The following is a 10,822-nucleotide window of genomic DNA, read 5'->3' as shown; positions in this document are numbered from 1 at the left end:
CAGCCGGATCGCGACGGGCGAACCAGTAGCGCACGGACCGTGGGTCGTCTCCGTAGCGCTGAGAAAAAATCGGCTGGAACTCGATAACGCGGCTGCGCGTCTGCGTTTGACGCACAAGGTTCACTGAATCGATCGAATAAATGTCGTACGAAGCCGCGTGGCTTGCATCCGCCACAACCGGATAGCCGACCTCTTGATGCGTCACGCGAATCGGTTCGCCGGGGCGGCGAAACACGTTGACGACAGGCGTCGAGAACAGGCGAAAGTGCGTGGCCGACAACGTATCCAGCAGGCGTGCAGCGTGCGGGTTACCGTGCCCCTCCTTCAGCACCATGTGGAGTGTCACACGCCGGCATGCCCCGGCCGTATCGAGTATTGCGCCGAGATCGATGTCGGCGAAATCGTGTTTCTCAGGGAAGCCGAAGTATTCAGCCAGGGGACGGTATGCGGGGTGCGACTTCCACGGATAGTCGAGCAGTGCATCGTTCTTCCTATCGAAGCCGGCCTGCCTGACGGGTACTGTCGGCAACGGCTTCCAGCGGCCATCGCCATCAACTTCCACATAGCCTGCCAGCGCATGGATGAACAAGCCATCGGCGAGCGCGGCAATGAACGAGGATTCGCCATTCAGATACGTGCGAACGGTACGCAGGCCGAGCGATCGCAAATCCAGGTGGGGCGCCGTCGATTCAAATGTGATCGACACGATCCCCGCCGCATTCATCGGCAAAACGACAGGAGCGACAGCTACCGGCAGATAGCGCGCCTCGCTGATCGCAAGCGGTGCGAGTGTCACGTCGTAGGCGGTCTTGAATCGACATTGGACACCGTTGATCGACCGACTGACCAATTCCGTGCCCCGTGCCAGCTTATAGGAGTTCGGCCTACCGTCAGTAGCGGCCATCACGGAAAACTGCGCGATCGAGCATGCCGGGAACGGCCGCAGATAGTGCGGGTGCATCACATCCAAGAGCGCTTCGACACATTGCAGGTGATCGTCCTTGAGCTTCTTGCCGATGCGCGCATCGAGCATCGCTATCGCCTGGACCAGTTGCTCGATGTACGGATCGTCGCTGTGCTCATCCGCCGGCAAAAGGTGCCCCGCGATCTTAGGATAGCGCTTTGCGAAGTCCCCGGAATAGTGGCGCAAGTGCGATAGCTCGCGCTCGTAGTGCGGCAGTAATTCTTCCATCGTGTTCGTAACTTCTTTAAAGCCGCTTTGGGCGCGCGCGCGTAACCGAATATTGCAACGTGGACGGTTGCAGCATGGCGTCGAAGTTGATCGGCTCCGCAGCCGGATGCACAACCAGCATCGCCTTGATGGCGAAGCACAGCACGTTCGTGGACTGTGCGTTCAAATCCAGTTTGACCTCGACCTGCTGGAGCCTGCGTTCGTGCCGTTCGATCGCGCGTTGAATCGACTTGCAGATGGTCTCCCGGTCGTCGTGACTGGCGAGACTGAGCCCAGCGAAATCGTTGAGCCCGTACGTCAGCACCGACCGCTGGCATTCGTCGAACCCGGCGAGGTGTTCGTCCTTGAATGTAATTCGGGCGTTCAAAAGTGACTCGATATGGCGCGCGACAGTGCCTTTCAGTTCGTCTAGCGACAGCTGGCGCACGACGGCGGACGTCGGCTGATTCGGGCCATCGCCGAACAATTTATCGAGCAGACTAGGTTCGAAACGGTTCATCTATTTCTATTTCTTTGAAGGAGTCGGTAATGACACACCCTCTCAAGTGCGAGGCGTATCATACAGGACCGCCCCCAGCTCCCTGCGGAGTGCTCGCGCTGCTGTCGAGAAAATGAGAAACATCCCAAAATGCTCGCCAGTCGCAACGAGTTCCAGACGAAGCCGGCCAGGACTGCCCACGTACAATGGCCATGCTGCCGCTGCGCGGTAGCGCCCTGCATTTGACTGTCGTCGGATTTCCTAAGAAATGAATTACCACGTTGCCTACGAGCACAGCCTGAAGATCGCCCCCGATGACTTTGTCGTGAAAGTTTCGGCGCAAGTTGTGGAAGACGTACCAGCGAACATCCCGCGAGCGTTACTTCCGGAATTCATCACAGAGATAATTCTGAGCCGTTCGCCTCAGATCGGAAAGATTCGGAATCTGCAGATCTTGTAGCCCATCGTCTTCCTCGCCGCTACGAATCACGGTGAAGTGCTTTTGCGTTGGCGCAACCGAAGCGAGTTCAGCAGAGAACGTTTCGCTACCGGCCGTCCGATCGCGCGCCACGTTCAGCGTTCCAGCGATACGGCGCCGAAAAGGCCGCGTCACACGACGGCGACGCGGCAAGACCTCTGGAACGGGGATGTCCAAAGGCCCAATCAAACGAACGATGGCGGCAAGCGCTTTCTTTGTCAGAAGAAACAACCTGCCTATCTTTTTTAGTCTACGCTGCGAGCCATTTCTGATCTTGCTCGGCCTCAGTCAGAATTTCCTGAATTTAATGTCAGCAAATAGCGCAATGATCGAACGTGAGCCGCAACGCCAAGGAGTCGGAGGCACTTTCAAAGCGGCTGCCCTCTATCGGCGCGTGGACGCCCTTCTTGATTTGCGTAAAGCTGCTCCTATGTCAGCCACTGTGTTTTTTCATCGTCAAGAAGATTCCAGATGCCGGTTTCAAAAAAGGGACGCCCCCGTTACGACGTTAATCGATCGCATCAGTTTTTTCACGAATGCCGCATAGCGGTCGCGTCATCGCTCGGGGCTTCCGAGACGCGACCCCGGCTCGACTTGCCAGACGGGCTAAGCGCCGAGGCAACCCATCCATTAATACGTTCTCGGCAAGGTCTCTCGACGCGCCGGTAGAGCATATTGGCGAGCGCGAACGACATGAACAGCATGAGCGCAGCCTCAGCCGCCTGAGCGACGGGACTCGTCCACTTCATCGCCGCGACGCCGAGGGGATATCGGCTCGCCGACTGCACGAGATAAAGCGAATACGAGATGCTCCCGAGGTATTGCGCCGGGCGCGACTGGAAGAGCCGCGCCACCGGCCCTCCATCGCGGCTCAAGGAGGCGACGAGCGCGGCGAACGCAAAGGGCGCGGCGAACGCGAGGCCCGTCGCCAAGTGCGCAAACGCGACGATTGCGAGCGCGGAGGCAAACGCGAGCAGTTGCGGGACTCGGCGAGCGAGCGCGGTCACTGGCGCGCGTTCGCGGAACTCGGCGACGAGCGCGCCCCCGAAGAATCCCGCCAGGCAACGCGTCCACCCAAAATCGAAGGTCGCGCTGTAGCAACTGCCTTTCGCACAGGCCCCCATGCTGAGAGAGATCCAAACGGCGAGCGTATAGCCGACGAGCGCGAATGTGGCGAACGCGGCAATCCTGGCGCGGCCGCGCAACATGACACAGGCCACGGCAAAGACGGCATAGACGTAAAACTCGTCGCTCGCAGACCATGAGACGGCCGTTCCTACGTCGCGGCTTACCGTATGCAAGCCTTGCGTCATGCTGACGATAGCAAGGGTCTCGCCGCTCGTTGGCACGACTTGTCCAAGCGGGGCGCGCGCGAGTGCCAGCATCGCGGCAGGGATGGCGACGCAAAGCGCACTTGCAACGATATGCGCGGGCCACAACCGCGCGAAGCGGCGCACCATAAATGCGAACCCTTCGCGCGCGTCGCGCAGTCGCGCGCCGTACGCGCCCGCAATCACATATCCGCTGAGAACGAAAAAAAGGTCGACGGCGAGATAGCCGTTCCTCGTCGCGGCGAGCCCCGGCAATTGCATGTGTAAGTGGAAGAAAACGATGAGCAGTGCAGCGGCTCCCCGCAATCCCTCCATGCTGGCGTTCCTCATTTTTTTGCCCCAATGAGTGAACTTCAGACGATACGGCAAGGGCAATACGGACAGCGTGCGGTGTCCCACGTACAAGCGAAACCTGGATCCCGCAGCCCTCGCGCCCAGGCACTTCGTCCGAAAATCCAGCCTATCCTGCTCGCTCCGCCGGCGCAGACATCAAACTACCGGAGCTACCGGACTAGCGCACCAACTAGTCGATCCCGGCAGCGACGGGGCTAAACATGACGCCCAAGCGGTTTCGCTAAACGCGACGCCCATTCGGACAGGACGCACATGCAAAGCACGATGGCTACGTACGAGCTCGACGACGAAGTCGATCAGCTCCGCGCCGATTGCCGGAAGCTCGAAGCCGAGATCTTGAAACTGCACGCCGAGACGATGAAGCTTGATGCCGAGAAGATGAAGCAGCATGCTGAAAGGATGAAGCTCGATTCCGAGACGTCAAGGCACGATGCGGACAAGACGAAGCTCGATGCGGAGGAGGCGAAGCTCAAGGCAGAAACACGCAAGCTGAATCTCCAAACTCGCTGGATTCCCATGATCGAGGGTGCCGCGCTATTGGGTGGGGCGCACGCCATCATCAAGCTCTATTTCCCCTGAGCGCCAACCACCCGCCACATGGCGGGTTTTATAGGCGGGTTTTCTGCGTCGGGCTGACTCGTCTGCCTCAGTGACTGAAGCACGAACGAAAGCGTTTCGCTACCCGGCTCGCCAACGTCGATACCGGTGCGCCCTTCAAATACACATCGAAGAGTTGTATCCGCTGCGTATCGGGACTGCCTGCGTCATGCTGCCCCGTCAAGAACATGAGGTCCCGCTCGGCGCATGACGCAATCCCCTCGTTGGACAATCGACTTACCGGACCCTACGGCATTCCCGCCTCGGAACAATAGCCAACGCAATAGCCAACGGACAGTCCGGTTATCCGCACTTCATTCGGACAGTTCCAGCCAAAGAAGGGGTTTTCGGACAATTACCATCCCTTTTAGGTACGCGCGCTTTATTTCCGAACGCCTCATTGCTAGCCTTGCTGCCGAGCGATCAACGGCACAAATCGTCGATCGACGAAGCGCGTCATTTCGCTATGTTTGCAAAACCCCACGCACTATAAATCGCCACGCGGGAGTCTATTTATGCGCTGGTTCACTCGGTTGATCGCCGCGGTGGCGGCTTGCGCGTCGCTATCCTTTTGCGTGGCGGCATTCGCCGGCCCCGGTGCGACGCGATCGTTCGTCGACCTGGACGGCGGCCTTGGCCGCATTCCCGTGGCAGAGCAGCCCGTCAAGCGCGGCCCGCATGCCTTCGCTACCACGCCAACCTGCGGCGGCCCCGGCTATGCCGTCTACGGTTCAAGCCCGATCGCGCTCACCGCGGGCTATTCGTCCTATCGCCTCTACAATCCGTCGACGGACGCATACGATCAAGTCAACCTCCGCGCCTACAACGGCTGCCCCTACGGCCCCACGATCAATGTTTATCCCGGGCAAACGCTGAGGGTGCAGGTCAACAATACGCTGCCGCCCGAATCGGCCGCCACGTGTCCACCGAACGGCGCCCACGACACGCCGCATTGCTTCAACACCGTGAATCTCCACCTGCACGGGATGCATGTCTCGCCATCGGGCAACAGCGACAACGTGTTCATCGATATTCCGCCAGGCAGCTCGGCCAACTACGTCTATCAGATTCCCGCGAATCACCCGGCCGGCACCTTCTGGTATCACGCCCACCATCACGGTTCGACAGCCATCGATGCCGCCAGCGGGATGGAAGGCGTCCTCGTCGTTCGCGGCCGCCGCACCGCAGCCAATCGAGCGGTCAACAACGGGATGGCAGACATCGATACGATCCTTCACGACAGTTCGCGCACTGCATTCCCCGAGCATGTCTTCCTGTTCCAGCAGATCGAATACGGCTGTTTCGCCGACGCGCAGGCCACGACACCGCTCACCGATCCCTCTACCTTCGAGTGGGTGTGTCCGACGGGGAGTGTCGGCGAACTGCGCAATTACACGGGCCAGTTGAACTTCGTCTCCGATCCGCGCCCGGGCCATACAGGGCAACGCAATTCGACCTGGACCGTCTCAGGCCGCTATACGCAGCTCAACGGCGTGGTGCAGCCGCTCTTTCCGTCGGACACCGGTTTCCTGCCCGCTGGTCAAATCCAACGTTGGCGCCTCGTGCATGGCGGCAATCGCGACACGATCAACCTGAAGGTCGTGCAAGCGAATATCTCGACGCTGAGCCGCACCGGCGTCGCATCGACGAGCCCTCAAGATATCGACGCGGCGACGCGCGCCGCTCGCGCACGGCTGGCGGGACAGCATAGTCGCACGCAGTTGGCCACGACACTCGGTCAATTGTGCGGCGGCGAAACGGTGAAGCAGATCGAAATCGCCGCGGACGGATTGACGCGCAGCGCCATGGTCGAGCAAGACGTCGAAACGCTCGATCCGGGCTATCGTCGCGACGTGCTCGTTGCATTCCCGACACCGGGCTTATATTGCATCCTCGACGATGCCGCCGACGCCTCGACGACGATCGCTTACCAAACCGGCGCCAGCAAGGTAAAGGATCGGCGCCTGCTCGCCTTCGTGCGTATCGGCCCAGGCGCCGGCGTCCCGAACTACACACCGGACGGCCTTGGTCATTCGAAGTATTGGCAATACATCCGCAATAGTCTCGTCGATGCGAACGCCGAGCTGCCGCCCGATGTGCTCGCAAATCTGCGCACGCTCGATACGCACGTTTATGCGCCGGAACAGCCGCTCGTCGGGCCGATCAACAAGGAAGTACCGATGCTGATGAATGTCGGCTTCGCGAACGGCGCGCCGCAATTCACGATGAACGGGCAAGTCTACGATCCCGCGCGAATCGACTACACCGCCGTGCTGGGGACGACGGACGAATGGCGTCTGACGGCCGGCGGCAATGGCGGCCATGTCTTCCATATCCATGTGAATCCGTTCGAGGTGGCCGACGTCCTCGACCCGCATGGCGTCTCGATCTACGATTCGAGCGGCAATTGCACGGCCCAGGAACTTGCCACGGGCGACCCGGAGTACTGCACGTTGCACGGCGTCTTCCTCGACACGATCTTCATCAAGCCGGGCTATACGGTCGTGATGCGCACGCAGTATCAGGATTTCACGGGCGAATTCGTCATGCATTGCCACGTGCTCGATCATGAAGACGCAGGCATGATGGCGAATGTCCAAATCGTCTCGCCAACCACGGCGCTCATCTCGCATGTCACCGCACCGCTGCTGCGGGCGAAGGCGGACGTCGACGCGTTCGTCAACGCACTACGCCACGGTAAGCAGCAATCGACACAGCTTGTATTCACCGCACCGATATGCGGAGCCGGCGGGACTCAGGCGCTTGCGGCGAAGTGACGAAGGTGCGCGGGCCATCAAGCGTTGAATGCGAGTTCGCCCGCCTCGTTGCATGCTTCGAGTGCACGCATGAAGTGGCGCATCCCCGCCGTTTGCGCGTGAGCGCGCCACAGCAAATGAATCTCGACGACAAGCGGCAGCCAATCCATTTTCTTGAAAACGACGCCGGGCGGGCTCATCCGCTGCATGCTCGATTGCATGACCGCGACACCGAGCCCTGCGCTGATGAGGCCAAGTGTTGTCGAGATGTGGGCCACCTCGAACTGAATGTCGGGGGTAAATCCACTTGCCTCGCATGCCGCGAGAAAACGCTCGCGTGCTGCCGGGTTGATCGACTTGGGCAATGCGATCCACGGCATGCCGTCGAGATCGCTCGCCGCGATCGTGCTTTGCGCGGCCAGCGGGTGATCGTCGGCAAGCGCAAGTACGAACGGCTCGCTCGTCAATAACCGGCTCGTCAGCGATTCTCTTGGTTTCGGCAGGTTGTAGACAAAGGCGATGTCGATCAGCGAACGTTCGAGCGCCTCAACCTGCTCTCCGGAGCGCATCGCGGCCAGCTTCAGATTCACACGCGGATGCGCGCTGCGAAACCGCCGCAGCGCAGCCGGTAAGGTCCCGTTATGAACGATGCCCTCGCAATAGCCGATCGACAACGAGCACGCCTCGCCCTTCCCCACTTGCCGCGCCCGCTCTTCAATGCGTTCGGCTCGGCTCAGTAAATCGCGTGCTTGCTCGAGGAAATCGCGCCCAGCCGGCGTGAGGCGCACGCGCTGCTTGATGCGCTCGAACAATTGCAGCCCGAGATGATCCTCGAGCTGACGAATCTGCCGCGACAGCGGCGATTGAGAGATGTGCAGCCGCTCGGCAGCGCGCGCCACGTGTTCCGTTTCCGCCACCGCCACGAAGTACCGGAGTTGTTGAAGCTCCACGGTTATGTCCTTTTCGGCAACAACTGTGATCGATTAAGTCTTGGACGGCATTATATGCGGTCATTAAGCTTGAGTCCTGTCATCGGCAAAACCGATCCGCCCCGCTCGAAGGCCCGCCGGGCAATTCGAGCGGGACCGCCGCTTCTCGCCGACGCATCGATCAAAGGACATTAAACGATGAACCAGCCTCGTGTCGCCATTCCTCAAGGCGTGCTGCCCGTCACGCTCGTGCTGCTGAGCGCGAGCGGACTCGTCGCCTCCGACATCAATCTGCCCGGCATGCCGCTCGCCGCCCAAGCGTTCGGCACGGCGATTTCGGCCCTGCAGCACACGTTCAGCGCCTACGTCATCGGCCTTGCGCTCGCTCAAGCACTTTACGGCCCGCTCTCCGATGCCTATGGGCGGCGGCGTCTCGTCATCGCCGGTATGCTGCTGTATGCCGTCGCATCGGTGGGCTGCTCGGTCGCGCCAAACGTCACGGCGTTCGGGCTTGCGCGCGTGCTGCAAGCGCTTGGCGCCGGGGCGGGCATGGTCATCGGCCGCGCCATCGTCAGCGACATTTTCGACACGAAGAAAGCGGCCCATACGTTCACGACGATCATGCCGATCGTCGGTGCGTCGCCGGCGCTGTCGCCGCTCATCGGCGGGTACATCACGACCTACGTGTCATGGCGTGCGCCGTTCCTGTTCACGGCCGCGCTCGGCATCGCCGCCGCCATCCTGCTCGCGCTCTATATCCCCGAGACCGTGCCCAAGGCCAGTCGCCACAGCAATGTTGCGCGCACGTTCCGCAGCTATCCGATGCTGCTCGCCAAGCCACGGTTTTGGTCGTATGCAGTCAATCTGTGCGTCGGCTATGCGATCTATCTTGGCTATCTGGCCGCGTCGCCCGTCATTCTCGTAGGGATGGGCTTGTCGACGAAGACGATCAGCTACTGCTACATGAGCCTGTCGGTCACCTATATCGTCGGCAATCTGACTTCGCGGCACTTCGCGAAGACGCACGGCATCGATCGGCTGGTCGTCGTCGGGTATGCCATTCTGGCGGCCGGCGCCGTCTGCCTGCTCGCGGCCAGCTTCGCGGGCGCCACACCGTTGCCGATGATTCTCGCCATCTCGATCGTCACACTCGCGAACGGCTTCATGCTGCCGCTCTCGTTCGCCGGCGGCGTCACGAGCTTTCCCGATAATGCAGGTGCCGCATCAGGGCTCATGGGCGCGATGCATATGATCGCGGGTTCGCTCGCGATCTATCTCGTCGCGGCGTTGCCCGGTACCGTCGCGGCGCTCGCTGCATTCGTCACGGTGGTGGCGGCGTTCGGTTGCGTCGCGTTTCCGGTGTTGCTGCGTGCGTCGAGAATGCCGCGTTCGACAGCGGCAGCCGTCTGCACGTCGAAGCGCGCAGCGTAAATAGCGATCAGGGTGGCGGTAGGCCGTCACCCTGATCGCCATCAAATGCACTCGACACATGCCCATTGTCCGAGGTTAGTTCGCCATGTGCCGTCGCGGAATGTTTCGACGCTGCCCGCACGCCTCGTGACGCGCTACCGGGATGTGCTCGATGTGTTCGATCTACCGTTTGAAGCCCGCGGGTTCACGATGTTCGCCGCGTGGCATCCGCGTAGTCAGCTCGATCCTGCAAGCGTGTGGCTGCGCGAGACGCTGGCCGATGTCGCCGAGCACTGGCCGCAATGAGCTTGTCTTGCGCGAGGGCCAGCCGGTAGCCATCAAGCGCAGTCGATCGTGTTACACGTGATCTGAATGCCGGCTCAGCGCTCAGGAGAACGCAGCAAGGCCACGGCGGCCAGACCCAGGGCAATGCCGACATAGACGCGCGTCATCGAACGCGGCCCGAGATGCGCTTCGAAGCCCGGCGTGACGCGCTTCGGCACGAAGTGATAATCGACGAGATAAGCGGTCGCGGCTGTCCCCGCTGCGGCCGCCACGACGGCTACGGGATGCTCGCGCGGAGCGCGCGGCACGAGGCGCTCGAACAGCAACGCCCAAAACACGGCCGCCGCCTGATGAATGCCCAAGCCCAAGACGGTATGACGCATGCTGAAGCCTTGCTCGCGCGGCGCACGGTCCGGCCAGATGCAATGCGTAACGGCATTGAGCGGCGCATACGCCGTGGCGCCTTCCTGCCGCGCGCAATAAGCGGCGGCACTCGCTGCGCAAAGCCCCGCGGCAGTACCCGACGCACACGCGCGCCGCCAGTGTAGGGCGCGCAGGCATCGCACTGCGCAAGCCGATAAAAGCGCGAGCCCCATCATCGCCGCCTCAACTGCTGCCGCGCAGCCGACCGCGCTCGCTCTGCGTCCCGGGCGGCGTGCCCGGCTTGGTGGCCGGCTCGGCAGCAGGCGCCTCCGCGTTTTCCACGGGCCCTGCCACGGGGCCCTCGGTGGGATCGTTATTGGACGATTGCCTCATATCCGAATCCGTTGGAATGTTCCCGGGATGCCCCGGGACGGGCTGGCGCTCGATATGCGCCCGCTCCACGCCGGCATCGGATTGTTCTCTCCTCTCATCTTTCTCGTGCTTCCCGCCATTCCCTTCGCGTTGCCCGGTATTCAACATGGAAAGCTCCAAGGCGATAAAAGTTCTCCCATTCGGGAGCATCAATCGTGCCGCTGCAGCACAGCGCCCCGCCCAGCTAAATCCTCCGATACAACGCTATCCGTACCAG

General features: G+C 61.3%; 11 protein-coding genes. 5 read left to right on the top strand and 6 right to left on the bottom strand.

Annotated elements, in window-relative coordinates; genetic code table 11:
- Positions 1-1,192 (bottom strand): type VI secretion system baseplate subunit TssF (gene tssF, locus ACTHL0_RS15785; RefSeq protein ID WP_440567751.1); only part of this gene is annotated, 1,192 nt, incomplete at its 3' end.
- Positions 1,193-1,208: 16 nt separating this feature from the next.
- Entirely contained in the window at positions 1,209-1,691 is a 483-nt protein-coding gene (tssE, locus tag ACTHL0_RS15780) for a type VI secretion system baseplate subunit TssE (protein ID WP_440567750.1), read from the bottom strand.
- Between the two features lie 626 nt (positions 1,692-2,317).
- Here tssE and ACTHL0_RS15775 point away from each other — a divergent pair.
- On the top strand, positions 2,318-2,695 hold the full coding sequence (locus ACTHL0_RS15775) for a hypothetical protein (protein WP_440567749.1): 378 nt from the start codon (positions 2,318-2,320) through the stop codon (positions 2,693-2,695).
- Here the strand turns inward: ACTHL0_RS15775 and ACTHL0_RS15770 are convergent.
- Positions 2,679-3,809: an acyltransferase family protein gene (locus ACTHL0_RS15770; RefSeq protein ID WP_440567748.1), complete on the bottom strand. Its 1,131-nt coding sequence runs from the start codon at positions 3,807-3,809 to the stop codon at positions 2,679-2,681. The genes ACTHL0_RS15775 and ACTHL0_RS15770 overlap by 17 nt on opposite strands.
- Before the next feature lie 288 nt (positions 3,810-4,097).
- Between ACTHL0_RS15770 and ACTHL0_RS15765 the strand changes: the two genes are divergently transcribed.
- Entirely contained in the window at positions 4,098-4,412 is a 315-nt protein-coding gene (locus ACTHL0_RS15765; protein ID WP_440567747.1) for a hypothetical protein, read from the top strand.
- Between the two features lie 533 nt (positions 4,413-4,945).
- Positions 4,946-7,207, top strand: coding sequence for a multicopper oxidase family protein (locus ACTHL0_RS15760; RefSeq protein ID WP_440567746.1), 2,262 nt, complete (start codon positions 4,946-4,948; stop codon positions 7,205-7,207).
- Between the two features lie 17 nt (positions 7,208-7,224).
- On the opposite strand, the gene ACTHL0_RS15755 is transcribed toward ACTHL0_RS15760, so the two are convergent.
- Entirely contained in the window at positions 7,225-8,136 is a 912-nt protein-coding gene (locus ACTHL0_RS15755) for a LysR substrate-binding domain-containing protein (RefSeq protein ID WP_440567745.1), read from the bottom strand.
- A 177-nt stretch (positions 8,137-8,313) separates the two neighbouring features.
- Between ACTHL0_RS15755 and ACTHL0_RS15750 the strand changes: the two genes are divergently transcribed.
- Both ACTHL0_RS15750 and ACTHL0_RS15745 read left to right on the top strand, forming a co-directional pair.
- The gene (locus ACTHL0_RS15750) at positions 8,314-9,546 is read left to right on the top strand and encodes a multidrug effflux MFS transporter (RefSeq protein ID WP_440567744.1); all 1,233 of its coding nucleotides are present in this window, start codon (positions 8,314-8,316) and stop codon (positions 9,544-9,546) included.
- Positions 9,547-9,633: 87 nt separating this feature from the next.
- A complete protein-coding gene (locus ACTHL0_RS15745) occupies positions 9,634-9,831 on the top strand; it encodes a hypothetical protein (protein ID WP_440567743.1) in 198 nt (65 codons plus the stop codon).
- A gap of 74 nt (positions 9,832-9,905) precedes the next feature.
- Here ACTHL0_RS15745 and ACTHL0_RS15740 read toward each other — a convergent pair whose 3' ends face one another.
- Both ACTHL0_RS15740 and ACTHL0_RS15735 read right to left on the bottom strand, forming a co-directional pair.
- A complete protein-coding gene (locus ACTHL0_RS15740) occupies positions 9,906-10,193 on the bottom strand; it encodes a hypothetical protein (protein ID WP_440567742.1) in 288 nt (95 codons plus the stop codon).
- Between the two features lie 223 nt (positions 10,194-10,416).
- Positions 10,417-10,713, bottom strand: a complete 297-nt coding sequence (locus ACTHL0_RS15735; RefSeq protein WP_440567741.1) for a hypothetical protein — start codon at positions 10,711-10,713, stop codon at positions 10,417-10,419.
- Positions 10,714-10,822 lie beyond the last annotated feature (109 nt).

This window comes from Trinickia sp. (assembly GCF_051961175.1).
Lineage (GTDB): Bacteria > Pseudomonadota > Gammaproteobacteria > Burkholderiales > Burkholderiaceae > Trinickia.
This window is presented reverse-complemented; position numbering and strand designations above follow the sequence as displayed.

Bases quoted from the DNA above. Each gene is read 5' to 3' on its own strand.
- tssE (WP_440567750.1), bottom strand. From the start codon at position 1,691: ATGAACCGTTTCGAACCTAGTCTGCTCGATAAATTGTTCGGCGATGGC.
- ACTHL0_RS15775 (WP_440567749.1), top strand. From the start codon at position 2,318: ATGTCCAAAGGCCCAATCAAACGAACGATGGCGGCAAGCGCTTTCTTT.
- ACTHL0_RS15770 (WP_440567748.1), bottom strand. From the start codon at position 3,809: ATGAGGAACGCCAGCATGGAGGGATTGCGGGGAGCCGCTGCACTGCTC.
- ACTHL0_RS15765 (WP_440567747.1), top strand. From the start codon at position 4,098: ATGGCTACGTACGAGCTCGACGACGAAGTCGATCAGCTCCGCGCCGAT.
- ACTHL0_RS15760 (WP_440567746.1), top strand. From the start codon at position 4,946: ATGCGCTGGTTCACTCGGTTGATCGCCGCGGTGGCGGCTTGCGCGTCG.
- ACTHL0_RS15750 (WP_440567744.1), top strand. From the start codon at position 8,314: ATGAACCAGCCTCGTGTCGCCATTCCTCAAGGCGTGCTGCCCGTCACG.
- ACTHL0_RS15740 (WP_440567742.1), bottom strand. From the start codon at position 10,193: ATGCGTCATACCGTCTTGGGCTTGGGCATTCATCAGGCGGCGGCCGTG.
- ACTHL0_RS15735 (WP_440567741.1), bottom strand. From the start codon at position 10,713: ATGTTGAATACCGGGCAACGCGAAGGGAATGGCGGGAAGCACGAGAAA.